The sequence below is a fragment of the Nocardia sp. NPDC046763 genome, from assembly GCF_040645495.1.
Classification (GTDB): domain Bacteria; phylum Actinomycetota; class Actinomycetes; order Mycobacteriales; family Mycobacteriaceae; genus Nocardia.
This window is the reverse complement of sequence record NZ_JBEYYI010000021.1, coordinates 78,273-104,901: the sequence shown is the minus strand read 5'-3', so window position 1 is coordinate 104,901 and position 26,629 is coordinate 78,273. Positions and strand designations below refer to the sequence as shown.

23 protein-coding genes and 1 tRNA gene are annotated in these 26,629 nt (G+C 67.2%); 10 read left to right on the top strand and 14 right to left on the bottom strand.

Annotation, left to right across the window (positions count from 1 at the left end):
* Positions 1-173: 173 nt before the first annotated feature.
* A complete protein-coding gene (locus ABZ909_RS29515; RefSeq protein WP_357005828.1) occupies positions 174-2,444 on the top strand; it encodes an excinuclease ABC subunit UvrA in 2,271 nt (756 codons plus the stop codon).
* A 9-nt stretch (positions 2,445-2,453) separates the two neighbouring features.
* On the opposite strand, the gene ABZ909_RS29510 is transcribed toward ABZ909_RS29515, so the two are convergent.
* Positions 2,454-3,287, bottom strand: coding sequence for a hypothetical protein (locus ABZ909_RS29510; RefSeq protein WP_357005825.1), 834 nt, complete (start codon positions 3,285-3,287; stop codon positions 2,454-2,456).
* 274 nt (positions 3,288-3,561) lie between these two features.
* Between ABZ909_RS29510 and mihF the strand changes: the two genes are divergently transcribed.
* Both mihF and ABZ909_RS29500 read left to right on the top strand, forming a co-directional pair.
* Positions 3,562-3,876, top strand: a complete 315-nt coding sequence (gene mihF, locus ABZ909_RS29505) for an integration host factor, actinobacterial type (protein ID WP_357005822.1) — start codon at positions 3,562-3,564, stop codon at positions 3,874-3,876.
* 139 nt (positions 3,877-4,015) lie between these two features.
* Positions 4,016-4,100: transfer RNA gene (locus ABZ909_RS29500), tRNA-Leu, on the top strand.
* Between the two features lie 94 nt (positions 4,101-4,194).
* On the opposite strand, the gene ABZ909_RS29495 is transcribed toward ABZ909_RS29500, so the two are convergent.
* The 4 genes from ABZ909_RS29495 to ABZ909_RS29480 form a co-directional block, all read right to left on the bottom strand.
* Positions 4,195-6,294 carry a glycogen debranching N-terminal domain-containing protein gene (locus tag ABZ909_RS29495; protein WP_357005818.1) on the bottom strand — a complete coding sequence of 700 codons (2,100 nt, stop codon included), beginning with the start codon at positions 6,292-6,294 and terminating at the stop codon, positions 4,195-4,197.
* Positions 6,291-7,532 (bottom strand): glycosyltransferase family 4 protein, encoded by a 1,242-nt coding sequence (locus ABZ909_RS29490; protein WP_357005815.1) that lies wholly within the window; start codon positions 7,530-7,532, stop codon positions 6,291-6,293. The genes ABZ909_RS29495 and ABZ909_RS29490 overlap by 4 nt, the downstream gene beginning before the upstream one ends.
* A gap of 242 nt (positions 7,533-7,774) precedes the next feature.
* Positions 7,775-8,770, bottom strand: a complete 996-nt coding sequence (locus tag ABZ909_RS29485; RefSeq protein WP_357005812.1) for an RNA polymerase subunit sigma-70 — start codon at positions 8,768-8,770, stop codon at positions 7,775-7,777.
* Between the two features lie 156 nt (positions 8,771-8,926).
* The gene (locus ABZ909_RS29480) at positions 8,927-9,919 is read right to left on the bottom strand and encodes an NADPH:quinone oxidoreductase family protein (protein ID WP_357005809.1); all 993 of its coding nucleotides are present in this window, start codon (positions 9,917-9,919) and stop codon (positions 8,927-8,929) included.
* A 353-nt stretch (positions 9,920-10,272) separates the two neighbouring features.
* Here ABZ909_RS29480 and ABZ909_RS29475 point away from each other — a divergent pair, with 353 nt between their 5' ends.
* Complete coding sequence (locus tag ABZ909_RS29475) at positions 10,273-11,634, top strand: FAD-dependent oxidoreductase (protein ID WP_357005806.1); 1,362 nt, start codon at positions 10,273-10,275, stop codon at positions 11,632-11,634.
* Between the two features lie 187 nt (positions 11,635-11,821).
* Here the strand turns inward: ABZ909_RS29475 and ABZ909_RS29470 are convergent, their stop codons facing one another.
* Entirely contained in the window at positions 11,822-12,904 is a 1,083-nt protein-coding gene (locus ABZ909_RS29470) for a hypothetical protein (RefSeq protein ID WP_357005803.1), read from the bottom strand.
* Positions 12,905-13,106: 202 nt separating this feature from the next.
* Complete coding sequence (locus ABZ909_RS29465; protein ID WP_357005801.1) at positions 13,107-14,819, bottom strand: helix-turn-helix domain-containing protein; 1,713 nt, start codon at positions 14,817-14,819, stop codon at positions 13,107-13,109.
* A 232-nt stretch (positions 14,820-15,051) separates the two neighbouring features.
* Between ABZ909_RS29465 and pruA the strand changes: the two genes are divergently transcribed.
* The 3 genes from pruA (at position 15,052) to ABZ909_RS29450 (ending at position 19,251) form a co-directional block, all read left to right on the top strand.
* A complete protein-coding gene (gene pruA / locus ABZ909_RS29460; protein ID WP_357005798.1) occupies positions 15,052-16,710 on the top strand; it encodes an L-glutamate gamma-semialdehyde dehydrogenase in 1,659 nt (552 codons plus the stop codon).
* A complete protein-coding gene (locus ABZ909_RS29455) occupies positions 16,710-17,669 on the top strand; it encodes a proline dehydrogenase family protein (RefSeq protein ID WP_357005795.1) in 960 nt (319 codons plus the stop codon). The genes pruA and ABZ909_RS29455 overlap by 1 nt, the downstream gene beginning before the upstream one ends.
* Positions 17,670-17,823: 154 nt before the next feature.
* A complete protein-coding gene (locus ABZ909_RS29450; RefSeq protein WP_357005792.1) occupies positions 17,824-19,251 on the top strand; it encodes an amino acid permease in 1,428 nt (475 codons plus the stop codon).
* Positions 19,252-19,633: 382 nt separating this feature from the next.
* On the opposite strand, the gene ABZ909_RS29445 is transcribed toward ABZ909_RS29450, so the two are convergent.
* A complete protein-coding gene (locus ABZ909_RS29445) occupies positions 19,634-19,894 on the bottom strand; it encodes a hypothetical protein (RefSeq protein WP_357005790.1) in 261 nt (86 codons plus the stop codon).
* 483 nt (positions 19,895-20,377) lie between these two features.
* Positions 20,378-21,040 carry an HAD-IA family hydrolase gene (locus ABZ909_RS29440; protein ID WP_357005787.1) on the bottom strand — a complete coding sequence of 221 codons (663 nt, stop codon included), beginning with the start codon at positions 21,038-21,040 and terminating at the stop codon, positions 20,378-20,380.
* 219 nt (positions 21,041-21,259) lie between these two features.
* On the opposite strand from ABZ909_RS29440, the gene ABZ909_RS29435 reads away from it, so the two are divergent.
* A complete protein-coding gene (locus ABZ909_RS29435; RefSeq protein WP_357005784.1) occupies positions 21,260-22,087 on the top strand; it encodes a thioesterase family protein in 828 nt (275 codons plus the stop codon).
* Positions 22,088-22,159: 72 nt separating this feature from the next.
* Here ABZ909_RS29435 and ABZ909_RS29430 read toward each other — a convergent pair whose 3' ends face one another.
* From ABZ909_RS29430 to ABZ909_RS29415, 4 genes are all read right to left on the bottom strand, one after another.
* A complete protein-coding gene (locus ABZ909_RS29430; RefSeq protein ID WP_357005782.1) occupies positions 22,160-23,071 on the bottom strand; it encodes an EamA family transporter in 912 nt (303 codons plus the stop codon).
* Positions 23,072-23,272: 201 nt separating this feature from the next.
* Positions 23,273-24,058, bottom strand: coding sequence for a class I SAM-dependent methyltransferase (locus tag ABZ909_RS29425; RefSeq protein WP_357005779.1), 786 nt, complete (start codon positions 24,056-24,058; stop codon positions 23,273-23,275).
* On the bottom strand, positions 24,058-24,267 hold the full coding sequence (locus ABZ909_RS29420) for a DUF397 domain-containing protein (RefSeq protein ID WP_357005776.1): 210 nt from the start codon (positions 24,265-24,267) through the stop codon (positions 24,058-24,060). Before ABZ909_RS29420 ends, ABZ909_RS29425 begins: the two co-directional genes overlap by 1 nt.
* Positions 24,264-25,139 (bottom strand): helix-turn-helix transcriptional regulator, encoded by an 876-nt coding sequence (locus ABZ909_RS29415; RefSeq protein ID WP_357005773.1) that lies wholly within the window; start codon positions 25,137-25,139, stop codon positions 24,264-24,266. The genes ABZ909_RS29420 and ABZ909_RS29415 overlap by 4 nt, the downstream gene beginning before the upstream one ends.
* 316 nt (positions 25,140-25,455) lie before the next feature.
* Between ABZ909_RS29415 and ABZ909_RS29410 the strand changes: the two genes are divergently transcribed.
* Together ABZ909_RS29410 and ABZ909_RS29405 are read left to right on the top strand one after the other, a co-directional pair.
* Positions 25,456-25,656 carry a hypothetical protein gene (locus ABZ909_RS29410; RefSeq protein ID WP_357005770.1) on the top strand — a complete coding sequence of 67 codons (201 nt, stop codon included), beginning with the start codon at positions 25,456-25,458 and terminating at the stop codon, positions 25,654-25,656.
* Between the two features lie 66 nt (positions 25,657-25,722).
* On the top strand, positions 25,723-26,223 hold the full coding sequence (locus ABZ909_RS29405; RefSeq protein ID WP_357005767.1) for an Lrp/AsnC family transcriptional regulator: 501 nt from the start codon (positions 25,723-25,725) through the stop codon (positions 26,221-26,223).
* 144 nt (positions 26,224-26,367) lie between these two features.
* Here ABZ909_RS29405 and ABZ909_RS29400 read toward each other — a convergent pair whose 3' ends face one another.
* Entirely contained in the window at positions 26,368-26,589 is a 222-nt protein-coding gene (locus ABZ909_RS29400) for a hypothetical protein (protein WP_357005764.1), read from the bottom strand.
* Between the last annotated feature and the right edge of the window lie 40 nt (positions 26,590-26,629).

The window sequence follows — 26,629 nt, the reverse complement described above, 5'->3', positions numbered from 1 at the left end:
TGCGTTCCTCGTCGGTCGTGCGCGGCGGTGTCGACCGCGCGATCGACCGCCACTGTAGATGGGTGCGACCGTTCGGCAATCGGGGCTGAACCCGGAGATTCGATCCGAATCACTGTGATTTGCATCACATTTCCCCGCACATTGAGGGGGGTCGGCCTGGCATGGTGGGGGACATGTCCCTGGCCTCCACCGAAACAATTCGGATCCTCGGCGCCCGCGAGCACAATCTGCGCAACGTCTCGATCGACATTCCCAAGAACAAGATCACCGTCTTCACGGGGGTCTCCGGATCCGGCAAGTCCTCCATTGTTTTCGACACCATCGCCATCGAATCCCAGCGGCAGCTCTACGCCACCTTCCCGGCCTTCGTCCTGAATTTCCTGCCGCGCTACGAACGCCCGCACGCCGAGGCCATCGAGAACCTCACCGCACCCGTCATCATCGATCAGAAAGTGGTCGGCGGCGGGCCACGCTCCACGGTCGGCACCATGACCGACATCTTCGCCCTGATCCGAGCCCTGTTCGCGCGCTTCGGTTCTCTGTCCACGGGACTGGTCTACGACTACTCCTTCAACACCCCACAGGGCATGTGCACCGAGTGCGACGGACTCGGGGTGGCCATCACCGCCGACCCGGGCAAACTCGTGGACCGCACGAAATCACTCAACGAGGGCGCACTGCTGGTGCCCGGCTACACCGTCGGCAGCGGCGATTGGCAGATGTACGTCAACTCGGGACGATTCGACCCGGACAAGAAACTTGCCGACTACGACGACGCGGAATGGCACGACCTGCTGCATGGCACCGGCGGCAAAGTGGAATTGTCTTTCGCGAAAGGCACCTGGAAAGCCAATTACGAAGGCCTGGTCGATAAATTCACCCGCACCCGGCTCAAGCGCGACACCTCGGGGCTGTCGGAGAAGACCCGCGAGCAGATTCAGCGCTTCCTCACCGAGGGCGTATGCCCGGCCTGCCAAGGGGCGCGACTGAATCCGAAAGCCTTGGCCACCGCCATCAATGGACGCAATATCGCCGACTGGTCGCGGCTGCAGATCACCGATCTGATCGAGGTCCTCGGGGAGATCGACGACCCGGCCGCCGTCCCGCTGGCCGCGGCCACCCGGATCGCGCTCGAACGCGTCGCCGATATCGGGCTGGGCTACCTGAGCCTGGATCGCGCCACCTCGTCCCTGTCCGGCGGTGAGGGCCAGCGCCTGAAGATGATCAAGCACCTGGGCAGCACCCTGGTCGGGATGACCTACATCTTCGACGAACCCAGCGTCGGCCTGCACCCGCGCGACGTCGGGCGGCTCAACCACATGCTGGAGGCGCTGCGGGACAAGGGCAATACCGTCCTGGTCGTCGAGCACGATCCGGATGTCATCCAGATCGCCGACCACATCGTGGATGTCGGTCCGCGCGCGGGCGTCCACGGCGGCGAGGTCGTCTTCACCGGCAGTTTCGCCGAGTTGCGGCAGGCCGACACCCCCACGGGAGCGGGATTGCGCCGCGACTTCCGAGTCAAGGAGAACTTCCGGTCCGCGACGGGCGCGCTGACGGTGGCGAATGCCAACGCGCACAACCTGAAAGATGTCACGGTCGCCATTCCGACCGGCATCCTGACTGCCATCACCGGTGTCGCGGGCTCGGGCAAGAGCAGCCTCATCCGCGATGAATTCCTGGTCCGCTACCCGGAATCGGTCTTCGTGGACCAGTCCGCCATCGCCGCGTCCTCCCGGTCCACGCCCGCCACCTACCTCGGGCTCATGGATCCGATCCGCAAGCTGTTCGCCAAGGCGACCGGCGAACCGGCCGGCCTGTTCAGCTTCAACTCCGACGGCGCCTGCACCGAATGCGGCGGCCGCGGCGTCATCATCACCGAGATCGCCTACATGGACCCGGTCACCACCCACTGTGAGTCCTGTGACGGGCGGCGGTTTTCCGATCGGGTCCTCGCGCTCACCATGCGCGGCAAGTCGATTGCCGACGTCCTCGAGCTCTCCGCCGAGGCGGCCGTGGAGTTCTTCCCCGAGAAGGCGCTGAATGCCAAGTTGCGCACCATGAACGAGGTCGGCCTGGACTACCTGAGCCTGGGCCAGGCCATGAGCACCCTCTCCGGCGGCGAACGCCAGCGCATCAAACTCGCGACGCAGCTGCAGAACACCGGCACGGTCTACGTCCTCGACGAACCCACCACCGGCCTGCACATGTCCGATGTCGACACCCTGCTCACGCTCATGGACAACCTGGTCGAGCGCGGGAACACGGTCGTGGTCATCGAACACAACCTGGACGTGGTCGCACACGCGGACTGGGTCATCGACCTCGGGCCCGACGGCGGCAAGAACGGCGGCGAGGTCGTGTTCACCGGCACTCCCGCCGAACTGCTGACCGACCCGGCCTCGTTGACAGGGGAGTATTTGCGGCGCTACAGGTCCGCCTGACGAAAGGCGTCACGGGTACTGATCGTCCGCGGTGCTGGCGGCCCGCCACAGCCTGGCCTCGCTGGGATTGCCGCGGCGATCGAGGAGTTCGGCGAGACCGGCCATGGCCCGGGGGTCGCCGTGGGTGGCGGCGGCGCGCCACCAGTGTTCGGCCTCGGTGAAATCGCCCCGGCGATAGCGGAAGACACCGAGATCGTAAGCGGCGGCCGGATGACCGAATTCGGCTGCCTGCGTCCATAGTTGGCAGGCCTGCTCCTCGTCGCCCCGGCGCTGCATGGCCACGCCCAGGTCGTAGAGCGCGTTCTGGTAGCGGCTGGCCTCGGTGGGCGGGGCCGGGCGCGGCGGGGTAGGGCCGATGGCGAGCTCCACGACCAGTTCGCCGAAGTCGGGCGGGCCGACGCCGGTGCTGCAGCGCAGGACCGTCATGGCGGGTTCGCGGGCGATGAGGATGCCGTAGTTGCCGGTCCAGGACACGGTGGCCTCGGTGTCGTCCACCCAGACGGGGGTGAGGGTGATGGCGGCATCGGTCTCGGCCGGGCATACCTGGAGCTCGATGCCGCCCGACATGGCATCGCTCCAGACGTCAACCCCCCTGAGCCGGCGGCCCTCCAGCAACACATGTCCGCGCTCCACGGCGAGCCCGATACCGAGGCTGCGCACCCCGGGGCGCGGGGCGGCGCTGCGCAGTGTCAGCCGGACCGCGGTGGGGGAGCCGCCGACACCTTCCGAGTGCAGGGGGTAGACCTGCGCTCCGTTCCAGGTCACGGGGTCTGCGCTGTCGTATCGGTCCGCCAGCGTTGGTTCGGTCGTGCCCGGCTCGGCGTACGAATACGACCCCTTCATCTGCCCCGCCTTCCGCCGGTGCCCGGTGATGTTCGGGCCCACCGTAGTACCGATGCCACCCGCCGCGGCCCGGATTTGCCAGCTCCGCGATCCAGCAAACTCCTGGTCGCATGACCGGCATCCTTCCGGGCGGCCGACCGATGCCCGGTGTCCATGTTTCGCTGGTCGATCGACGTGTAGGCCACGTCCACGCGGTGTGTCGTACTTGCGGAGGGCCTGGTGTCATGTTGAATCGTCGGCGACGTACCAGCGAACGAGTGAAAGGTAAGGACATATGGCTCTGCCCACCATGACCCCCGAACAACGCTCCGAGGCGCTGGCGAAGGCCGCGGCGGTTCGCAAGGCCCGCTCGGAACTCATCGCGCAGGTCAAGAAGGGGTCGGTCAGCCTGGCCGACGTGCTCAAGCGCGCCGACAAGGAGGACCTGGTCAAGAAGACGAAGGTGGCGGCGGTCATCAAGGCGCTCCCGGGCATCGGCCCGGTCAAGGCGGCCAAGCTGATGGACGAGGCCGAGATCCCCGCCGACCGCCGCATCGGCGGCCTGGGTTCCCGGCAGCGTGCCGCGCTGCTGGAGGCGCTGAAGGTTTGAGATCGGGGGGTGGCCTGCCGGGTCGCGAACCGGCCCGGCGGCAACCACTCCCACCGCCTCCGAGTCCGCGGTGAACACCCAGGACATCGACCGATTTGGTCCAGGCGGTCCGATCCGATAACCTTGCTGAGCATCACCGGTCCGGGTGGCGGAATGGCAGACGCGCTAGCTTGAGGTGCTAGTGCCCGTATTAGGGCGTGGGGGTTCAAGTCCCCCTCCGGACACAAGTACCAACTGAACAACAATATGGCGGCCACCAGGCCGCCATTTTGCGTCCGAGGACCGGGCGGTACCGGCATCGGCCGGTACCGCTCGTCGCTATTTCCGGTTCAGCTGCCAATCCGGTGGCAGCCCCTGCACCTTCGCGTCGGTGCCGCACGCCTCGATGGTCACCGTGGCCGGACCCAGGCGGAGGTCCGCGAGCCGGATGGTGCCCGCCCGGTCGGGCAGGCGTGGCGCGATCGTGAGGGTGCGCCCGGGAACGTCGGGCATCAGCCCCAGGAACGATCGCATGAGCAGCAGAGGTGCCGCACTCGCCCACGCCTGCGGCGAGCACGAGGTGGGATACGGCACCGGGGAACTGAATTCGGAGCGCGCGAAGCCGCAGAACAGTTCGGGCGGCCGGGCGCCGAATTCCAGGATGGCCTCGAGCAGTCCGCTCGTGAGTTTCACACTCAGGTCCAGTGCGCCGGGGATGTGGCCGTAGCGCATCAGACCGGCCACGGCGATGGCCGTATCGTGCGGCCACACCGAACCGGTGTGGTAACCCATGGGATTGAAGTGGCGAGCGGTGGAAGACAGTGTGCGCAAACCGAATCCGCTGTTCAGGTCCGCCGCGCCCAGCCGCTCGACCAGTTCGGCCGCGCGTTCATCGGGCACGATACCGGTCCACAGGCAGTGGCCGGGATTGCTCGATCCGACATCGACCGGCTGCTTCGAGCCGTCCAAGGCCAGGGCATAGCAGCTGCTCTTCGGCATCCAGAAGGCCTCGTCGAAACGGGCTTTGAGGTCGGCCGCCTGGGCGCGCAACCGCTCGGCGAGAGCATGGTCGCCGGCCTCCTCGGCCAATTCGGCACGGCCGATCCGGGCCGCGTACACGTAGCCCTGTACCTCGCACAGGGCGATCGGCGGATCGGCGAGGCGGCCGTCGGCGAATCCGATCGCGTCCCAGCTGTCCTTCCATCCCTGGTTGGCGAGGCCGCGGTCGGTCTTGCGCCGGTACTCGACGAAGCCGTCACCGTCGAGGTCGGCGTCGGAGTCGATCCAGGCCAGTGCCGCGTCGGCGGCCGGCAGCAGCTCCTGAACGGCTGCGGTGCCGATACCCCAGCGACGGCATTCGGCGAGCAGCATCACGAACAACGGCGTCGCGTCGGCCGTGCCGTAGTAGACGGTGCCGCCGAGCACCCGATCACTGCCGGGACCGTAACGCCGCTCGTGCATGATGCGGCCGGGTTCCTCCTCGGTGAGCGGATTCGACTCGGTGCCTTGAAGTTTCGCGAGCTGGCGCAGTGTGCCCAGGGCCAGGTCCGAATCCAGCAGCAGCGCCATCCACGAGGTGAGCAGACTGTCGCGGCCGAACAGGGCCATGAACCAGGGCGCGCCGGCGGCCACATACGAGGTGCCGTCGGCGGGATCGTCGAGACGCAGCGCACCCAGATCGGTCTCGGTGCGCTGCAGGATGGCGTTGAGGCCGGCGCCGCTCGCGGTGAGGGTGGTGGTCGAGGCGCGCCAGCGGCGGATCTTGTCCGCCGGGCTGTATTCGTCGTCGTCGTCGAAGTTCATCGGGACGGCCCGATGATCGTTGATCGGCTGGCAGTGCACCACCGTCTGCCAGCTGCCGTGTGCCGGGACCAGCACCTGCCAGGTCAGCGATCCGGGCTGAACCTCGGCGTCCTCGCCGGCGGTGATGATGACGCCACGCCCCTGCTGACTGCGGTCGGTGAAACGCAGCCCCTGTTCGGTGGCGGCGGACTCGCCGCCGCCACCGCCCGCCCGGCCCTCCTTGACCGCGAACAGATCTGCGAAGTCCGCCTCGGCATCGAGAACCACCGTCAGGGCGGTGTCCTCGTCGCCGAGATTGAGCACGCTGATGAACTCCTGCATGCCCTCACCCACGACGCGCCGGCGCTGGACCAGCACCGTCGCGTCGGCGACACCGTGCGGTGGCGGTTTGCGCGCCACGAATCGCGCCCGGAAGGGTTCGCGCACGACCACCGAAAGCTGTTCCGGCGGAAGGCCGTCCACGCGCAGCTCCCATCGGGTCAGGATGCGCGTGTCCCGGTAGTACAAACCGTGGGCGGTGCCGGGGTGAATGTCCCCGAGTCGGTCGGACAGGCAGAAGGTTCCGGCCTCGACGAGGGTGACCACGCCGGCGCCACCCTCGATGAGAATGGGTGGGCCGGCATTGAATACGCTCACGGGCGGCCACCCGGCAGCTGGGTGCTGAGGATCCGGGTCGCCGCGGGTAACCGCAGCCGGACGCCCGGTCGGGACGCCCGTTCGGCCGCCAGTTCGATCGCCCGGTGGTAGGCCGCGTCGTAGCCCTGCGCGAGCAGGTCGGTGGAGAACAGCCTTTCGACACGCTCCCGGCAGGCGTAGGGGTCGATCTCATCGGCGCGGGCGATGAATCCGGGTAGTTCGTCGGGATCGTCGCAGATCCATCCGGTCACGCCATGTTCGACGACCTCTTCCACCGCGCCGCCGCGCAGCGCGATCACCGGTGTGCCACAGACCATGGCCTCGATCATGACGATGCCGAAGGGTTCTTCCCACCGAATCGGGAACAAAAGGCAGCGCGCGCCGGCGAGCAGATGGCGTTTGGCGGTCGCGTCGGCCTCACCGAAGACATCGTCGCTGTCGGTCAGCAGCGGCTCGATGTAGTTGTGGAAGAACTCGTGCTCGGGCGGCTCGTTGAGCTTGCCCGCCAGGACCAGGCGCACACCGGCGGAGTGTGCGGCCTGGAGCGCCAGGTGGGGTCCCTTGTAGGGCGCGTAGCGGCCCAGGAACAGGGCGTAGTCGAGCTTCTCGGTGCGGAAGGGCCATTCCGAGGGGCGAATCGCGTTGTGCACGCGGCCGATCCAGTTCAGATCCGGCGCCAGCGCGCGCTGCCGGTCACTGATCGCCACGAGCCGCACACTGCGATCGAACGATTGGTAGTACTCGTGCATCTCGGGGTCGACCGGACCGTGCACGGTGACGACGGTGGGAATCCCGAGCATCCGGTAGGCGGCCGCGTTGCCCGGGCCGGCGAAGGTGTGATCGTGCACGACGTCGATCGGGTCCTCGACGTGCAGTGCCTCGATGATCTGCCAGGCCTTCATGGCATTGACGATCTCGGGGTACGGCTCGCCCAGCCGCCTGGATTGGACATCGTCCCAGACCCGGACGAATCGGGCCTTCGTACCGGCGCGGCCGGCGCCGAGCAGTGTGACGCGGTGACCCTGATCGACCAGCTCATCGGCCAGCGTGGCGACAACGGCCTCGACACCGCCGTAGCCGACCGGGGGGATATCGAAATACGGTGGAGCGACGAGAACGATATGCAGCGACCGCTTCCGTGAATCGACCGCGCCGAACAGTGCGGAATTGTCGGGCTGAAGCTGCAGAAAGTCGAAGGCGTTCTCGAGTGAGGCATCGCACGAAAGTTCGCTACCCATTTCGAAACTCCTCGTCGTGAGTTGAACTGAGCCAAACCCTGGTATACAGTGCCACGAACCCTTCTACTCGGCAAGGGTTATTTGTCCAGTTCGGGCTGTCGCAATTGAAAAGTTATGCCGATGTTTTATAACCGCGAATTGCGGGTATCCCTATCTACCCGCCGAGTATGAAATACATTTGCACCGTGCGGGGTTCGTGAAATCTCGGCAGCAGCGCCCGGCGGAAACCCTTTTCTACCGGCTCATTCCGCGAGCACCTCGGGGAAGCCGAACAATGCGACGAGCGCCGGGTCGTGGAACGAGATCACACCGCGGACACCGGCGGCGGTCGGCGCCAGGACCACGATGCCGTGACCGCGGAGCACACCATCGATGTCCCGGTGGTACTCGATGGCGGCGGGCTGCCCGTTGGCCGAGGTGGGTAGCATCCGCCAGTCGCCGGGCCGGCCCATCACATAGGCATCGAGCATGCTGATGCAGTTCACCCGGCCCGCCTGCCAATCGCGGAACGGGGTCGCCTCCAGCGTGGCATCGGCGCGCAGCACCTGCTCCAGAAGAGCCGCGTCGGCGTGCTCGAAGGCGGCGATGTAGCCGTTGAGTAATGCCTGCGCCCGCTGATCGGACGGTTCGAGCAATTCCTCTGGGCCCGAGGGCAATTCGTTCAGGCGGGCGCGGGCGCGCTGCAGGCCGCTCTTGACCGCTGCGGTTGTGGTGCCGAGTATTTCGGCGGTTTCGGAGGCGGAGAAGGAGAGGACCTCACGCAGGATGAGGATGGCGCGCTGGCGGGCGGGGAGATGCTGGAGGCTCGCGATGAGGGCCAGGCGGAGTGACTCGCGGGCGACCACCGCTGTGGCCGGGTCGTCCGCGGCCGGGGCGATCCAGCCGCCGGGGCATGGTTCGAGCCACGAAACCTCGCCCGGCGCAACGCGACTCGGTGCTCCCTCGGACCCGTCGGCGGGACCTCCCAGGCCCGAGGGCAGTACTCGGATGCGGCGCGGTTCGAGCGCCGACAGGCAGACATTGGTGGCGATCTTGTACAGCCAGGACCGAACCGAGGCCCGGCCCTCGAAAGCGGCGTAGGAGCGCCAGGCGCGCAGGTATGTCTCCTGGACCAGGTCTTCGGCGTCGTGGGCCGAGCCGACCATGCGGTAGCAGTGCGCCAGCAGTTCCCGGCGGAATTGCTCGGTTTCGGCGGCGAAGCGGTCCTGGTCGGCCGCCTCCAGCAGGTGCGCCGTCATGCCGCGAGTTTAGGCTGCCGCTGGGCTGCGGAATGTCTGGTTGTCATGGGCTGCTCCCTGTCCGGATCGTGTACCCGCTGATCGGGCTATCACCGGTGACGACCGGGACGGCGGTTCAAAGGAATCGAAACCCAGGTCAGCGGGTGTCCGGAGCGGTCAGGGCAACAGGGCCAATTTGCCGACGGTGGCGCGGGATTCCAATTCGGCGAGGACCTTCGGGCCGTCGGCGAGATCGTGCGTGGTGGGCCTGGTGGGAGTGAGGACACCTGCGGCGATGAGCGCGAACATTTCGGCCACGATATCGCCGAAGACGCGGGGTGCGGTCTGGATGAGCACACCGATGTTGAGGCCGATGAGGTGAATCTGGTGTTTGTACACCAACTCCCAGTTGGTGACGGCGGTATCGCCTCCTGCCATGCCGTAGACGACGACCCGTCCGGTGACCCGTTTGGCCGCGGCGAGGCTGGCGGTGAAGGTCACGCCACCGGCGGATTCGAGCACCAGGTCGGCTCCTGCGCCGCCGGTCAGCTCCAGGACCTGGGCGGCAACGTGCTCTGACCGCGAGTCCAGCACGTGGTCGGCACCGAGTCCGCGCACGATTTCGTGTTTGCCCGGTGAGGCGGTGGCGACGACGGTCGCACCGTAGTACTTTGCGATGGCCACTGCGGCCTGGCCGGTCGCGCCCGCCGCGGCATGGATGAGGACCGTCTCACCAGTGGCTATGCGGCCCAACGGTTTCAATGCGGCGAGCGCGGTGGGCCAGTTCACGACCAGTCCGAGTGCCTGCTCGGCGGTCCACCCGGCCGGGATCGGCACGGCCGAGGCGGCGCGCAGCACCGCGTATTCGGCGAATGCTCCAGCCCCGACGCCGACGACGCGGGCCCGCGGATTCAGTTCGGCCACTTCGTCTCCCATCGCGACGATCTCACCGGCGGCCTCGAACCCCGCCGTGTACGGTGGTCGTGGTCCGCCCAGGAATGTGCCGTGGGCCTGGGAGATGTCGGCGAAGTTGACTCCGGCGGCAGCGACCCGGATCAGGACCTCGCCCGGACCGGGAACCGGTACCGGCGCGTCGGTGATCAGGCGCAGGTCCTGCGGGCCCTGCAGCGAGGTCTGCTGCAGAGCCCGCATGGTGGTGGGGATGTTCATGGCGATCAGCACTCCTTCTCGGCTTGTCACCAGGTAGACCGCCGCCACCCGAGAAAGGAATCGGTCGCCGGAACCGTTGGGACGCTTGGCCGTTCCACTGCGGTCCGACCAGCGGACAGCGCTGGGCGCTGCTGCCGGTGGTGCGCGGGCCCGCATAGAAGAAGGTGTTGGAACCGAACGGCTCTCGACACCAACGGAGCGGGGGCCGGCAGCCGCCCGTGCAATTTGCTATAGAATTGCCGGTTTGAGGTGTGAGTCCGATCGAAGGTGGTTCGCATCCGTGGAGTCGCGGGTGCGAGCAGTGCCGTGGCCCGATGGTGGCCAGGGGAACTTCAAGACGAAGGCGGCTCTCGATGACAGACTTCGACTATTGCGTAATCGGTGGCGGATTCGCGGGGTTGACGGCTGCGTTGCGGCTGAAACAAGCGGAGCGATCGGTGGTGGTGCTGGAAGCCCGCGACCGGCTCGGCGGGCGCACCTTCACCGAGGTGCGCGCGGACGGTTGCTGGATCGACCGTGGTGGCGCCTGGATAGGGCCGGGACAGGACCGCATCCATGCCTTGATGAACGAGTTCGGGGTACGGAGTTACCGGCAGTACACCGACGGCGAGGCCATGATGGTCGTCGACGGCAAGCAGCACCGCTACACCGGCACGATCCCGTGGACGATGAGCCCCTGGGCGTCGATGAATCTCGGCGCGAGCTTTGTCGAGCTGGGGCACATGTGCAAGTCGATCCCGCTCGAGGCACCGTGGGAGGCGAAGAAGGCCGACAAGTGGGATCGGATCAGCCTGGCGCAGTGGCTGGATCGCACCGTCTGGTCCAAGCCCGCCTACGATCTGCTCGAGACCGCCATCGCGGGCAGTTACACCTCGGCCGCCTCGGAAGTGTCGATGCTTTTCGCGCTGTATCAGATGGCATCGGGAGGGGGGCCGAACTTCATGTTCGGCGTCAAGGGCGGCGCCCAGGACGCCCGGATCGTCGGGGGCATGGGTGCGATCTACGGGCCGATGGCGGCCGAGCTCGGCGACTCGATTCACCTGTCGCAGCCGGTGCACAGTATCGAGCAGGACGCTGCCGGGGTGAGGGTGCATGCGGATGGATCGACGGTGCGTGCACGTCGGGCGATCGTGGCCGTCCCCTTGGCGATTGCCGGTCAGATCCGGTACGAGCCGATGTTGCCGGTCGATCGCTCGCTCTTGCATCAGCGGGTGCCCAGTGGCGCGATCATCAAGATTTCCGTCCTGTACGACGAGCCGTTCTGGCGGCGCGACGGATTGTCGGGTCAGTCGCTCGCGCCGGGGTCGCCGGCCACCGTCACCATCGACGGCTGCACCGACACCGGGCGGCCCGGGGTCCTGTGCGTCATTTCCGAGGGGCCCATCGCACGACAGATCGGTCGACTCGATGCCGCCGAACGCAGAACGGCGATACTCCACGAATTGGTCACGCGATTCGGCGAAAAGGCCGGTCTCCCGGTCGACTACATCGAGCAGGACTGGAGTACCGAGCGCTATTCCGGTGGCGGGATGCTCAGTCACACACCGACCGGTGTGCTCACCCAGTTCGGCCGTACGCTGCGCGAACCGTGCGGCCGGATCCACTGGGCCGGAACCGAGAGCTCGGCCGTCATGTGCGGTTGGGTCGACGGAGCCATTCGCTCGGGTGAACGTGCCGCGAGCGAAGTGCTGCAGCACGAACTCGCCGCGGTCTGAGGTCGGCCGACCTGTAGCTCTTGTGCGGCAAGGGTATTACTCGACTCGGGAGCCGTGGCGCGTGGTCGGAGCGCGGATTGCATATTCCCGAGGGCTATGGGCGACGTCGTCTTCGACTACGACGCCATGATGTACGGGGTGCGGTCGCTGCCCGTCGCCTCGTGACGCGGTGACCGATGCCCTGCCGTCAGGGCAGGGCATGCAGCCAGAGCCTGCTGCGGTCGGCCTCGGTGGTGGCCAGCAGCAGGCCGGTGGGCAGCGCGATCATGCGGGCGACCGGAGCGCTCTCGGGTAGGTAAATCTGTTGCCATCCAGTGCAATTCGGCGTCATCGAGGCCAACTGCACGACGTGGTCGAGCGCCACGAGACTCAATACGCGTGACGCGGTCGCCAGTACCTGCAGAACGTCGACCGATCCCGTGCCCGGGACGGGTACGGGATCGGCGTCGGCCGACGGCCAGCACAGCACATGCGGTGTGGCGCCGATGGATTGGCCGAGCACCGTGCAACCGGTATCGCCACAGCCGACGCGCGCGGCGACGGCATTCGCGCCGGGCAGCTCGTGACGCTGCCATCCGAAGCCGTCGGGTGAGGTCCATTCGAGTGGCCGAAGGATGTTGTCGCGCAGGGTTTCCCCGACGATGACGAAGCCCTGCGTGCCGGTACCGACCCCGGCCACGCCGGTCTGTTCGCCGGGTGCGGACGACAGCGCCGGATCGCCCGCGTGCCGCTGCCAGTCGGCGCCGTCGGCGGAGGTCCAGAACGCGGCGCCGTAGCGGCCGTTGTCGCCGTCCCAGCCGCCCACCAGCAGATCGGTGCTGCCGCGCGCGGCCGCCGCGGTCACCGCAATGGCGTGGGGGCCGCCGAACATCTCCATGGCCTGAGCGTGTTCGGCGAGGCCCCGGCCGTCGCCGCTCCAGATGGTCATGCGCGGATTGCTGTGCGCGCCACCGAAAGCCTCACCCAGCACCACGGTGTGCGTGCCGGTGCCCGCCGAAATCAGTTCTGCCAGTGCGCCGTACGGGCTGTCGGGCCGTACGGGGACCGATGTCCAGCGAGTGCCGTCGGGGGAGGACCAGGCGGCCGGGGCGCGACCGTCGCCGGCCGGAATCGAGCCCAGTGCGAGCACGCCGCCCGCGATCGGCGCAAACTCCAGCACCCGCGCCCCATGTTGCGGCAGCGATACCTCGCGCCAGGGTGAATCCGATTGCCGCGCAGCACACCCGGCTGCCAGCACGAGCACAGCAACCAGGACGATTGACCACCTCATTGGGACAGGGTGCCAGAACGACCCTGCGATGTGTCGGTTGCGCGCGTTTCCCGCGGTCCCGAACCGCCGCGCCGAGGCAAATCCGGCCCGCGCACCAGACGGCGCGTGACGATTTCTCCTCGAGGCCAGAGGATCTCCATGAATCGTGGCCGATTCCGGAAGCGGCGCTGACGGAATAGGCCGTACTTCGCTGGATGGTTGCTCAGTGCTGGGGCGGCCGGTGCCGAATCCGGTCCACGCCGAGGCGGTGGTGGGCCAGTTGCAGTTCGAGCAGTAGGCGATCGGCCGGGTCGTCGAGGTCGATGCCGGTGATGTCCTGGGCGCGGCGCAGGCGGTAGCGCAGCGTGTTCGGGTGGATACGCAACGCGGTGGCCGCGGCCCGCACGTCGCCGTGATGGCGCAGGTAGTGGTCGACGCTGGCCTCGAGTTGCGCGGCGTGCCCGCGGTCGTAGTCGAACAGGGCGGTCAGGCGCGGGTCCTCGAGTTCGGGGCGGGCGGCGATGAGATCGAGGATCTCGCCGAGCAGTACGGCTGTACGGGATTCGGCGAGGGTGGTGACCCGATCCTTCGGAAAGCCCGCCGCGGTGCTGTCCAGGACGCGGTCCACCTCGAGGCGGGCCCGGGCGACGTCGGTCAGCTCGGCGACGGGAACGGCGATGGAGGCGCGCAGGATCGGGGCGCCGGTGGATTCCAACTGGTCGACCAGCTGTCGGGTCCAGGCGGTGACCGCGCGGGCCGAGTGGTAGCGGGGGAGCAGGATGTAGGCGCGGTCGCCGATGAGAGTCGCCAGCGAATCGCGACGGAAGGCACTGGCGCGCAAGCGAAGTGTGCTGCCCAGCGCCGACAGCTCCGCGGCGGCGGGGGTCGCGCCGGTGGATGCGAAACCGATGAGGGCGGCCGGGCCGGTCACCGGGATCCCCAGTGCACTCGCCACCGACGGCACATCGACCCCGCCGCCGCGCGCACCGAACAGACGCTGGATCAGCAGGGCCTCGGTGGACGGTGCGTCCAGGCTGCGCGAGATGATCCGCGCGGCAATGGCCGACGCGCCCCGCAACACCTCGTCCGCGTCGGACTTGAACGGCCGCTCGCCCTCCTGCAGCCAGATCGATCCGAGCACGGTGGCGGCGCTGCCCTCGCCCGGCCGCCGAATCCCCACGGCCAGACGGTGTTTGATGTCGAGCTCGGCATGCGCGGGCAGGTCGACCACCTCGTCGGTGTGGCGCAGCCGGTCGAAGACACCCCACTGCTGCAGGATCCGCAGATACTCGCGCGGCCCCTCCCGACCCAGGATGGATTGGACCCGCAGCCGGTCCGCCGCATCGTTGGAGGCCGAGTAGGCGAGGACGTGCGAGTGCGCGTCCTCGATGGTGACCATGCCGCCCGCGTTCTGCGCGATGATCTGCGCCAGCCCGAACAGGTCGGTGTCCGCAGCCAGCAGATCCTGGTCCGCGCTGTCGCGGGCCGGGCCGGTGCGATCCAGCATCCGCCGGATCAGCGGGTAGACGTGATCCCACCGGGCCTGCGGATGCACCCCGACCACCGCCACCCCCGCCCGCAGCGCGGCCCGCCGCAACCCGGCCGCCGCGGACGCCGACTTGGACAGCACCGCGCGGGGTCGCTGCGCCGGTGCCCACTGGGCGACCTCCTCGAGCCACCGCACGGCCTCGGCCTCGGCGATCCCCACGTGCAGGTACATGTCCGACATGGGGGCGTGCGCAACGGTTTCCGAGCTCAGGTCCGAACTGTCGACCAGCGCCACCGACCGGATGGCCACCTCGTCCCCGAGCGGTGCGTCGACCAGTTCGACGAGCGTCGTGCCCAGTGCCCCGAGCAATTCCCGCAGCGCTACTCCGGTTCGGTCGAACTCGGCGGCCCGCAGACCGGTGGAGGTGCGGCGTTCATCTGCGGTCATGCTGTCTCCGGTGCTCGAGCCTGGGTACTGCCGCACCGACACGCTCGGCCAGGCGGGGTCGTGGGCCGGAACAGCACCATCGACCGGGCACGAGGGCGTCAGCGATGTTCAGCCGAACGTACAACAGGCTCGATGGTTCTTTGGCCGATCGGCTCAATATCCGTGGGGCGATTCGGGGTTGACTCGGCGTACTCGCCCGGTGATACGGGCCACAATCCGCCAGGAGGTTGTCATGGACGCCATCACAGTCACTCCGTCGCCGGTGAACGAACCGGTGGGGACCTTCGCGCCCGGCACCCCGGAGCGCGCGCGATTGCAGGCCGAGCTCACCGAACTCGCCGCGACGCCGCTCGAGATTCCACATGTGATCGGTGGACGGGAGCGGCGGAGTGCCGGGGAGGTGGTGGATGTCGTGCAGCCGCACCGGCATTCGGCGGTGCTCGGGACCATCACGGTCGCCGAGGCGCACGATGCGGCCGACGCCATCGAGGCAGCTGCCGCTGCGGCTCCGGAGTGGCGGACGCTGTCGTTCGACGAGCGGGCGGCGGTATTCCTGCGCGCCGCGGATCTGCTGGCGGGACCGTGGCGGGAGACGGTGTCGGCGGCAACCATGCTGGGGCAGTCGAAGACCGCGTATCAGGCCGAGATCGACGCGCCGTGTGAGCTGGTGGATTTCTGGCGGTTCAATGTGCACTTCGCGCGCGGAATCCTGGCCGGGCAGCCGATCTCGACGCCGGGGGTGTGGAATCGGGTGGAGTACCGGCCGCTGGAAGGGTTCGTGTACGCGGTCACGCCGTTCAATTTCACCGCCATCGCGGCCAATCTGCCGACCGCGCCGGCGCTGATGGGCAACACCGTGGTGTGGAAACCCTCGCCCACACAGGCGTTTTCGGCGTATTGGACAATGCGGCTGCTGGAGGCAGCGGGCCTGCCGCCGGGCGTGATCAATCTGGTGCACGGGCACGGTCCGGAGGTATCGGCCGTGGCGCTGGCGGATCGGCGGCTGGCGGGCATTCACTTCACGGGTTCGACGGGGACGTTCCAGCGGCTGTGGCGCACGGTGGGGGAGAACATCGCCGGGTACGACACTTATCCGCGGCTGGTCGGCGAGACCGGTGGCAAGGATTTCGTGATCGCCCACAGTTCGGCGGATCCGGATGTGTTGAGTACGGCGCTGATTCGCGGGGCGTTCGACTACCAGGGGCAGAAGTGTTCGGCGGCGTCGCGCGCGTTCATCCCGAAATCGGTGTGGTCGCGCATGTCCGGGGACTTCCTGGGCAAGGTGTCGGAGCTGACCTACGGCGACGTCACCGATTTCACGAATTTCGGTGGGGCGCTGATCGATCGGCGCGCCTTCGACCGCAATGTGGACGCCCTCGCCCGGGCCAAGGCGACACCCACTCTGACCGTGCTCACCGGCGGTCGCGCCGACGACAGTGTGGGTTACTTCGTCGAGCCGACCGTCCTGCTGGGCGAGGATCCGGGTGACGAGGCGTTCCGGACCGAGTACTTCGGGCCGATTCTGGCCGTGCACATCTACGACGACGCGACACCGGACGGGTTCGACGCGGTGCTGGATCTGGTCGATCGCGGGTCGTCGTACGGACTCACCGGCGCGGTGATCGCCGACGACCGGACGGCGGTCGCGAAGGCGTCCGAGCGACTTCGGTACGCGGCGGGCAATTTCTACATCAATGACAAGCCGACCGGCGCGGTGGTCGGCCAGCAGCCGTTCGGCGGCTCGCGGGGCTCCGGCACGAACGACAAGGCCGGGTCGGCGCAGAACCTGCTGCGCTGGACCTCGGCGCGCACGATCAAGGAGACGTTCGTGCCGCCGACCGATCACCGGTATCCGCATCAGACCGTGGCGACGGAAGCGGGGGAGCACTGATGTTCACGACCGTGCTGCGCCCGGCGCTGCTGGCGGCCTCGCGGTCGCCGCGGGTGGAACGGACGGTGACCGGGCTGCCGTCGACCCGGAAGATGGTGCGGCGCTTCGTCGCCGGGGAATCCGAGGCGGATGCCGCGGCGGCCACCGGGACGCTGCTCGACTCCGGGCAGTACGTCAGCCTCGACTATCTGGGCGAGGACACCACCGACCTCGCGCAGGCGCGTGCCACCGTCGCGCACTACCTCGCCCTGCTCGCAACCCTGGGCGATCTGCCCGGTTCCACGGGAGAGGTGCGGCCGTTGGAGGTTTCGCTCAAGCTCTCGGCGCTCGGACAGGCGCTACCGAGGGACGGTCACGCCATCGCTCTCGAACACGCCCACAAGATCTGCACCGCGGCCGCGACGGCGGGGGTCTGGGTCACCGTGGACGCCGAGGACCACACCACCACCGATTCCACCCTGTCCGTCGTGCACGCGCTACGGGCGGACTTCCCCTGGGTGGGCACGGTTCTGCAGGCGTATCTGCTGCGTACCGAGGGCGACTGCCGCGACCTGTCCGGTCCCGGATCGCGAATCCGCCTGTGCAAAGGCGCCTATCGCGAACCCGCCGGGGTCGCGTACCAGGGCCGCGACGAGGTGGACGCGTCCTATCTGCGCTGCCTCGACATCCTCATGCGCGGCCTGGGCTATCCCATGGTGGCCACCCACGACCCGGTCATGCTCGACGCCGCCGCCCACTACCTGCGCGCGGCGCAGCGGGCGCCGGACCGCTTCGAATTCCAGATGCTCTACGGCATCCGCGACGACGAGCAGCAGCGGCTGGTCGCCACGGGCGCGCACCTGCGCACCTATGTGCCCTACGGCGACCAGTGGTACGGCTACTTCATGCGCCGACTGGCCGAGCGCCCGGCCAATCTCGCGTTCTTCCTGCGCTCGTTCGGACCGGGCGCAGGACGCTGAGGATTTCGCTTCGGCCGATCAGACGACGATTCTGAACTTTATTTAACCAACAGCCCGATCACAGCGTGGGCCGTGGTCGGATTAGCTGATCTAGCTCTTGTGTGACCTGCGCCACCGCATCGGAGCGGGGCGCGGCGGAACGAAAGGATCCCGCATGTCCATTGCGGAGTTACGCGGCCAGATCTTGCGTCGCAAACCGATCTCTGAGGTGGAGGACGACACACCCGCGGACGAGCGGCTGTCCAAGCAGCTCGGGTTATGGCAGCTGACGGCCATCGGGGTGGGCGGCATCATCGGCGCTGGCATCTTCGCCCTGGCCGGGTCGGTCGCACACAATACGACCGGGCCCTCGGTCCTCATCTCCTTCCTGATCGCGGGAGTGGCCAGTGCGTGTGCGGCACTCTGCTACGCGGAATTCGCGGGCATGGTGCCCAGGGCGGGGTCGGCCTACACCTACGGGTATGTGTCGCTGGGTGAGCTGGCGGGCTGGTTCATCGGGTGGGATCTGCTGCTCGAGTACGTGGCGGTGGCGGCGGTGGTCGCCATCGGCGTGTCCGGGTACTTCAACTTCCTGCTCGATCAGATCGGAATCACCTTGCCGCACTGGATGCTCGGGGCTTCCGGCACCGGGGACGGGCATGTGGTGGACGTGTTCGCGATCCTGTTCTGTCTGGGCAGCGCGTGGGTGCTGTCGCGCGGTATCAAGAGCGTGGGACGGTTCGAGACCGTCGCGGTGGGGATCAAGGTGGCGATCGTGCTGCTGATCATCGTGCTCGGCCTGTTCAAGATCGACAGCGCGAACTACCACCCGTACTTCCCGTTCGGCACCGGCGCGGTATGGACGGGCGCGGCCACCGTGTTCTTCGCCGTCTTCGGCTACGACGCCATGAGCACCGCGGCCGAGGAGTCCACCGAGGCGAAAAAGCATCTGCCCAAGGCGATCATCTACTCGCTGGCCATCGCCATGGTGCTGTACGTGCTGGCCACGCTGGTGCTCACCGGCATGCAGAAGTACACCGAGATCAGCCCGACCTCCGGGTTCTCGACCGCGTTCAAATCCGTGGGGATGCCGGGCATCGCGAACATCATCGCGATCGGCGCCATCGTCGGCATCATCACCGTGGTGCTCACCTTCATGCTGGGCGTGACCCGCGTCTGGTACGCCATGAGCCGCGACGGGCTGCTGCCGGAATGGTTCGCCAAGACCCATCCCACCCGCAAGGTGCCCACCCGGGTGACCTGGATCGTGGGCGCCGGCTCGGCGATCCTGGCCGGGCTGCTGCCCATCAATACCGTTGCGGAGCTGACCAATATCGGCATCCTGATGGCGTTCATCGTGGTCAGCGTGTCGGTGATCGTGCTCCGCTACACCCGGCCCGACGAGCCGCGCGAATTCCGGCTGCCGCTCATGCCGGTGGTGCCCGTCGTAGGCATCGGCTTCTCCATCTATCTGATCTGGTCGCTGCCCTGGGAAACCTGGGTGCGCTTCGTGGCATGGCTGGTGGTCGGACTCATCGTGTACTTCGGCTACTCCCGCTTCAATTCCCGCCTGGGCCACCCGACCGCGATCGAAAACGCCTGAGCCGCAAAAACTCCGGGCGGCGCCCCGACGCCAGCGCCGCCCGGACCCCGGCTCAGACCTCGTTGCGCCGTGTAGGGGTCCCGGTAGCTTTCGCGGAAAAGCGGTGATGGGTGGCGACGGGACTTGGCGGCGGGTTCGCCTCGCTGTCAGGCCCAGACAAGCCGGAGTGTCTGCGACGCCTCGATGCCGGCCACAAGGCAGCGCGGGTGGCCGGGCGCTGAGCCTCGACGCGCAGCTCTACGCGCAACGTCATCGAACGCGCCTTCAACAAGGCCGAGCGCCGGCGGGCGGTCGCCAGCTACGACGAGCTCGCGACCACCTACCGCGCCGGATTCTTCCTGGCCCTCATCATCGACTGGCTCAAATCATTGGGAGCCACAACCTAGTCCCAATCGAAGAAATCGAACGGCTCGAACGGCAGCAGATGGTGGAACCATCCCGGAGGGATCCCCCAGCCCGGAGGGAAGAATTTCCAGCCAGGGAAGAAATGCTTACTGTCCCAGCCGTGGTCCCAGTGCTGATCGACGGGGGTGGGGGTGTAGTTGGTGACCACATCGGCCTGGGCAGGCACGGTCACGGCGGTGACCGGAGCCACCGCAATCGCACCGGCGAGGACGGCCCGAGCCACCGTTTGCCTGGTCATTGCGAACATTGCTGATCCTTCTGATGATCCATTCAACTCGATTGCACCAGGCTATCCGCGTGCAACGTGCGTGGAAGACTACTCGGTCGACTGCTACCGAATCAGCGGTGGAAATACGGGCCGATACATCCGCGGCACGGCGAATAGCACTGGCAGCGCCACAACCATAACTCCGCCAGATTCTTCCGAGCAATTGATCGCTGCCTTTATCTGTGGTTCCGGTAGCAATCGCCGAGAATTCAACGAAGTTCGGGAATACCCCCTGGTAGGGGTCATCCAGCGGTCGCGCCTCCTTGGACCCGGCGTCACGACCGATAGCACCCTCAACTGCGGTTACTTCGATATCCGCCCGATTCTCGGCGAGTACTACGGCGACCCCGTGTATCCGCTCCGCCGTCCTCCTCGGCACCGACGACACCAACCGCTGAGTGCGATGAAGGACTGGGGGAGGCGTGGAGATCCTGCGGTGAAACCATTTCTGGGTCAGGCTGATACGTGAACAGCGATCGAGCCGCCGGGGAGCGGCTCGATTCGAATGTGGGTGAGGTCGGGGACGTGGGCGGTCGGCTCGAGGGTGGCGGCGCGGGGGCCGACGCCGATGACACGCATGCGTGCTGCCTTGGCGGCGGTGATGCCTGCTTGCGAGTCCTCGAAGACCAGGCAGTCGTCGGCTGAAAGGCCCAGTTCGGCGGCGGCTTTCAGGAAGCCTTCCGGGTCGGGCTTGCTCACCGTCACCGATTCGGCGGTGATGCGGATCCGGGGGATGGGGAGGCCGGCGGCGGTCATCCGAGTTTCGGTGAGGACGTGGTTGGCGGAGGTCACGAGGGCGTGGGGTAGGGCGGCGAGGGCGGCCATGAATTCCGGGGCACCGGCGATGGGTACGACGCCGTCGACGATGGTGGCTTCCTCGGCGAGCATGCGGTCGTTGTCGGCGCGGTTGAGCTCGGCGGGGCGGTCCGGCAGGAGTTCGGCCATGGTCGCCCAGCCCTGGCGGCCGTGCGCGACGGCCAGCACATCGGCCGCCGCCAGGCCGTGCTCGGCGGCCCAGCGTCGCCACAGCAACTCCACTACGGCTTCGGAATTCACGAGCGTGCTGTCCATATCGAGCAGGAGGCCGCGGGCGGCAAGCGTGGCGTCAACCGTCATACGCTGGTTATAACCACAAGACGCCGGGCATGCAATATGCCTCGAATCCGTGTCGCGGGCAAGGAATTCCCGCACCTCGGAGCTCGCCGCACAAGCCGCAGGACCCCTGTCGGATCGCTCTATAACGGTCGTTATAGTCGACGGAGGCTATTCTCCGACGAGACGGAGGGCCACGCGCTCGCGCGCACGAATCTGCACCTGTTCGAAGGAGAATTCGTCTTGGGGTCGACCACAACCCTCGAGCACCCGTTCGATACCGCCACGGCGCTGACGCCGGATGGGGAGGGCCGCTTTCTCGGCCACACCGCGGCCGACTACTCGAACATGGTGGGCCCCTTCGGCGGGATCACGGCCGCCACCATGCTGCGGGCCGTTCTCGACGACCCGCGCTGCGCGGGCAGTCCGCTGTCGCTCACGGTCAACTACGCCGGGCCCATCGCCACGGGACCGTTCACCATCGACGCCGAGCCCGTGCGGACCAATCGCACCACTCAGCACTGGGTCGTGACCATGCGGCAGGACGACACCGTGGCCACCACCGCGACCGTGGTGTCCGCGCTGCGTCGTCCGACCTGGTCCGACACCGAGATCAGCCCGCCCGCCGCGCCCGCGCCCCGCTCCCTCGAGGTGGCGGAACTACCCGAATCGCCTGCATGGCTGCGGAATTACGAGATGCGCTTCGTGGCGGGCCGCGGGCCGTTCGCCGGGGGCGATGACGGCGCACCGGCCCCGACATCCACCTCCACCCTGTGGGTTCGGGACACGCCTGCACGCTCGCTGGACTTTCCGGCCGTGGCGGCGATGAGCGATATCTTCTTCCCGCGCGTCATACTGCGCCTGGGCCGGATGGTCCCCGCGGGCACCGTCTCGCTCACCGTCTACTTCCACGCCGAGCTCGACCCGCTCGCCGATCCCGGACGGTTCGTTCTCGCGACCGCCCGGGCACAACACTTCGGCAATGGCTTCTTCGACCAGTCGGCCCACCTGTGGACCGAGGAAGGCACCGCGCTGGCCACCAGTCACCAGCTCGTGTACTTCAAGGACTGACCCGCCGCACCTCCGACAGCAGTTGCCCCGCCCCGGTTACAGGCGACGGAAGTGATTGGGGAGCGGTGGCTTTCACCTTCTTGCGGGGAATGTCAGGACGGCCAGACCGGCACCGAGGACGATCAGGCCGCACCAGGACGGCAGGGGCAGGCGCTCGCCGACGATGGTGACGCCGAGCAGGGCGGCGACGGCAGGCTCGGCGAGCGTGAGGGTGGTGGCGGACTCGACGGTGGTGTGGCGCAGGCCGTACCCGAACAGGCGGTACGCAAGGAACGTCGTGAAGAACGCGAGGTGCAGGGCGACCGCCAGGCCACGCGGAGTGGTCAGCCAGATCGGGCCGGAGGTTGCGACCACGGGCAGGACCAGGACGGCGGCGAGACCGAACATGACGCCCATGACCGAGCCGGAGGTGTGGCCGCGGGTAATGAGGGTGCCGCCGATCAGCGAGTAGACGGCGTAGGTCAGGCCCGCGCAAGCTGCGAGCAGAATGCCGAGCAGGTCGATCGGGGTCGCATTGCCGAATCGCGGCCCCATAACCAGTACGGCGCAACCGATTACGGCCAGCCCGGTAGCGGCACACCATCTCGCGGGCGGTCGCCCTCGGCCGGTGAGCCAGGCCAGCAGGCCCGCGAAGACCGGGGCGCTCCCGAGGGCGATGACCGTGGCCACGGCCACGCCGGTGCGGGCCACGGCCGGATAGAAGGTGACCGGGTACCCCGCCACGGCACCCGCGCCGAGTAGCAGCAGCCACCGTTCCGACACGGCTGCGCGCATCCGATGCCCGCGGCCGGTGACGAACAGCAGCAGTCCGCCGAGGGTCAAGCCGGCCGAACCGATTGCGGCAGCGGATGTTCCGGCCGGAGCCAGCGATGCCGCGGTACCGGTGGTGCCCCACAGCACCGATGCGGCGAGGATCGGCGCACTACCGCGCCAGGAGGTCGAAGGGGTGTGTTCAGGGGTCAGCGTGGACATGCGTTCGGACACTGTCGAGTACTCCGTCGTCGAATTCCGAAGGGGGAAGGAATCGAAACGGGCGCACGACGAATCCGGGCTGCCGTCGGAGGTCAGCCGGAACGCGAAACGCAAGTCTGCCGCTGCGCCCGATCAGGCGGCCGGCGGCGGCGTGACAGAGTGCCAGAACGTACCCATGGATCGAGACTATCCAACAGCCTCGCACCCGGTCCGTCAGGTGGTGGCCGTTCCGGGGGCTGCGGCGCGCTTCAGGATGATCAGCGGGGTGACGTAGTGCTCGAGTATGTGCCCGCCGAGGGTGTGAACCGCGCGGGCCGCCTCGTCGACTTCGGCGGCCGTCCAGTCGCTGAAGGTGGTGAACAGATCGTGGATCTGGTCGGCACTCAGTTCGATTGTCCAGGAGAACCGTTCGACATGGGCGGCGACGAAGTGCCCACTGCCGGTCAGGCGGCGCACCCATGCCTCGGTATCGAAGTCCGCCGGTCGGCGCGGCGGGGTGAGGTCGCCGCGACGCGCGACGATCTCGGCTATTCGCTGCCGAAATGGCGTCGCAACGGCCGACGGGTCGCCGAAGACGTGACGCCACACCGCGAAATGACCATCAGTGACCAGCGCGCGGTGAATTCTCGGCAACACCACGTCGAGATCGAACCAGTGGATGGCCGTCGCCGCGACGGCCAGATCGAAGGCGGCGGACGGCAAAGGCGCTGTTTCGGCGCGGTCGATGATCACGGACGCTTCCGGCCATCGACGCTGCAGACGGCCGGCCAGGCCCTGCCCCGGCTCCACCGCGGTGACAGCGGCACCGGCCTGCAGCATCGGACCCGTCGCCAATCCGGTCCCGGCGCCGAGCTCGACCACCCGCACGCCGCACCGCAACAACCCGAACTCCCACAACCGTTTCCACAGTGCGGCCGGGTAATCAGGTCGAGCGCGGTCGTAGATCTCTGCATGGGCATCGAAATGCCACGGACCGAGCCCTCGACCTTCCCCGGGCATCAGCCGAGATCGAACTTCCCGGCCTGCACGGCAGCGTTGAACACGTCCCAGTCCGCCGGGGAGAACACGAGCACCGGGGTCGAGTCTCCCAGTTTCGAATCCCGTACTCCGACCCTCGCGTGGCTGAGGTGGGCGGCTTCCAGGCATTCTCCGCCCGAATGGCTGTAGCTGGATTTGAACCAATCGGCTTCGGACAGTTCGATGTTCATTCGCCACACTCCTTAGCTCTCGACAACATGATCTGCCTGGTTGTGGCCGGATCCAATGCTACTCGGCCGATCTCGCCGAACGCGTGCCGATACCGCCGCACCTCGGGCTCTCGTTCCAGGTAGAGGTCTCCTACAAAACCTTCGATGTAGACCACAGGCGGTTCAACCATCCCGGTAGCGGGAAGCTTGGGAAACTCCAGCAGGACAAAGGATTCCACCACCGAACCAAGATGGCCCGGAGCGTCGTGGGGAACATACCGAATCGACACGTTCGGCAGCTCGCTCAGATCGGCGAGGTATCGGAGCTGCTCGGCCAGAACTGCCGGTCCGCCGATCTGACCGCGCAGGGCAGCTTCCGACAAGACGACATCGATCTCGAACCCTTTGTCTTCCAATCGGTTCTTTCGTCTCATGGCCATTTCAACGCGCCTTTCCACCTGTTCCGGTGGCATCGTGGGGTGCTCGGTCCATTCGATCGCGCGACGATACTCAGGAGTCTGGAAGAGCCCGGGCACGTCCGCCTGTCGCCAGAAGGATACGCGGCGGGCGGAAGCTTCCAATCCGAGGTAGTAATCGAAACGAGGTTTCATCGTATCCTCGTACGGCCGCCACCAATTCTGCTGTGCCGAGGCCATTTCCTGGGCGAGACCGAGCAATAGACGGCGCTCGTCGTCGCTGCACCCGTAAGCGTCGGCGAGCGCGTTGATCCAGACCCGGGACACCTTGGTCTTGAGTCCGTCCTCCAGGCGGCCGATGGTCTGTATCGAGGTGTCCACGACCCGCGCCGCGGCGGATCTGGTCAATTGCGCCCGTTGGCGGTATTCGGCCAAGAGTCGACCGAGGGCACGGGCGGCGAGGGTGGAGCCAGACATTTTCCTAGCCTTTCTATCGAAGGCACTGAAATTTGGAACCCACCGTGGTGGAAGTTCGGCGCAATAGCCGCGACCGGCCACCCATGGCGGTCCCAAATCCGTTGGCATCGGAGTAAATCTGAGTTCGTGTCCAACCCATCCGTCACCGACCATAGCGAATTGCCAATGATGACAATCGAATACGCACATCTGACCATGCAGACACACCGGAATTGTCCGGTTTCGGTGTGTCCGGTGAAGAACCAGGCCAAGCGTCGGCTCATCGCGTGCGGGGCGCCGGTGCCCGCCGACGCTCCACACGTAGGGAGTTGATGCGGTGAATCGACCTGTTACGCACAGCATGCCGGATCACCCGGTGCTGAATCTGGAAGTGGCACAACGAGCCTTGACGCAGCACGCACGGTGCGGCGAGGAGTGCGAGGCGAAGCGGTACTTCAGCCGGCAGGTGCCCTACCTGGAGCGGAGCGGGCACCGGGAGCGCGGCGCCACCAGCTGGAACATCTGGGTCGGCTCGTGACCGCTCAGGGACGAATATTCGGGTGATCCGCCCTTCCACGTGAAGGAAGTTCGATACAGTTCCTCCATGAAGAAGGTTTCTTCAGGATCGAATGTGTCGGGCGGGGCGGTTCCGCTGGATGCCATCGACCGGCTGCTGCTCGATGAGCTGGCCCGCGACGGGCGAATGACCAACAATGCGCTGGCCGCGGCGGCGGGGATCGCACCCTCGACCTGCCTGGGGCGGGTGCGGGCGCTGGTGGAACACGGGGTGATCCGCGGGTTCCACGCCGACATCGACCCGGCCGCGCTGGGTCGCGATCTGCAGGCCATGATCGCGGTGCGGGTACGTGCGTCGGCGCGCGGCCAGCTGGCCGAATTCGGTGAGCAGATGGCCGCGCTGCCGGAGGTCGAGAACGTGTATTTCATTGCCGGGGCGGACGATTACCTGATCCATGTCGCCACCGCCGACTCCGGCGAACTACGCACCTTCGTGCTCGAGCATCTGAGCGCGCACCCCGCCGTCGCGTCCACGGAGACGATCCTCATCTTCGAGCACGTGCGCCCTGGGCATCGCTCCGCCTCCTGATCGGCGGCGGGGGGCTGGTGCCATGTCCGGAAAGGTTGGTTCAGTAAGCGGAACCCTCGGCGCCACGCTGCGGAGCCGCGTGCGACGGAACAGCCCGGGTACAGCGCTGATCAACCCGACCCACCGTCATCTTGGTGCTGCCGGTCACGGTCCGAGGAACAGTCGTTCGCACGGCAGGCGCGGCAGCAGCCGATAGTCGTCGATGGCGTCGCGTATGAATTCGATTGTGAACCAATGCTTTTGCCTCCAATCGTGGATCAAGTTACGCACTGCCGCCGCAGTGACCGTGTAATCGAAGACCACGCCGGCCAGCCAGATCCGTACGTGAACATCACCTTCGGGCGGGAACCATCGTTCGGTGGTCATGGCCGGTCACCATCACCGGGCATTACCGTGTCAACCTTTC

Bases quoted from the DNA above. Each gene is read 5' to 3' on its own strand.
- ABZ909_RS29515 (WP_357005828.1), top strand. From the start codon at position 174: ATGTCCCTGGCCTCCACCGAAACAATTCGGATCCTCGGCGCCCGCGAG.
- ABZ909_RS29510 (WP_357005825.1), bottom strand. From the start codon at position 3,287: ATGAAGGGGTCGTATTCGTACGCCGAGCCGGGCACGACCGAACCAACG.
- mihF (WP_357005822.1), top strand. From the start codon at position 3,562: ATGGCTCTGCCCACCATGACCCCCGAACAACGCTCCGAGGCGCTGGCG.
- ABZ909_RS29490 (WP_357005815.1), bottom strand. From the start codon at position 7,532: ATGGGTAGCGAACTTTCGTGCGATGCCTCACTCGAGAACGCCTTCGAC.
- ABZ909_RS29485 (WP_357005812.1), bottom strand. From the start codon at position 8,770: ATGACGGCGCACCTGCTGGAGGCGGCCGACCAGGACCGCTTCGCCGCC.
- ABZ909_RS29480 (WP_357005809.1), bottom strand. From the start codon at position 9,919: ATGAACATCCCCACCACCATGCGGGCTCTGCAGCAGACCTCGCTGCAG.
- ABZ909_RS29475 (WP_357005806.1), top strand. From the start codon at position 10,273: ATGACAGACTTCGACTATTGCGTAATCGGTGGCGGATTCGCGGGGTTG.
- ABZ909_RS29470 (WP_357005803.1), bottom strand. From the start codon at position 12,904: ATGAGGTGGTCAATCGTCCTGGTTGCTGTGCTCGTGCTGGCAGCCGGG.
- ABZ909_RS29465 (WP_357005801.1), bottom strand. From the start codon at position 14,819: ATGACCGCAGATGAACGCCGCACCTCCACCGGTCTGCGGGCCGCCGAG.
- pruA (WP_357005798.1), top strand. From the start codon at position 15,052: ATGGACGCCATCACAGTCACTCCGTCGCCGGTGAACGAACCGGTGGGG.
- ABZ909_RS29455 (WP_357005795.1), top strand. From the start codon at position 16,710: ATGTTCACGACCGTGCTGCGCCCGGCGCTGCTGGCGGCCTCGCGGTCG.
- ABZ909_RS29450 (WP_357005792.1), top strand. From the start codon at position 17,824: ATGTCCATTGCGGAGTTACGCGGCCAGATCTTGCGTCGCAAACCGATC.
- ABZ909_RS29445 (WP_357005790.1), bottom strand. From the start codon at position 19,894: ATGACCAGGCAAACGGTGGCTCGGGCCGTCCTCGCCGGTGCGATTGCG.
- ABZ909_RS29440 (WP_357005787.1), bottom strand. From the start codon at position 21,040: ATGACGGTTGACGCCACGCTTGCCGCCCGCGGCCTCCTGCTCGATATG.
- ABZ909_RS29425 (WP_357005779.1), bottom strand. From the start codon at position 24,058: ATGCCCGGGGAAGGTCGAGGGCTCGGTCCGTGGCATTTCGATGCCCAT.
- ABZ909_RS29420 (WP_357005776.1), bottom strand. From the start codon at position 24,267: ATGAACATCGAACTGTCCGAAGCCGATTGGTTCAAATCCAGCTACAGC.
- ABZ909_RS29415 (WP_357005773.1), bottom strand. From the start codon at position 25,139: ATGTCTGGCTCCACCCTCGCCGCCCGTGCCCTCGGTCGACTCTTGGCC.
- ABZ909_RS29405 (WP_357005767.1), top strand. From the start codon at position 25,723: ATGAAGAAGGTTTCTTCAGGATCGAATGTGTCGGGCGGGGCGGTTCCG.
- ABZ909_RS29400 (WP_357005764.1), bottom strand. From the start codon at position 26,589: ATGACCACCGAACGATGGTTCCCGCCCGAAGGTGATGTTCACGTACGG.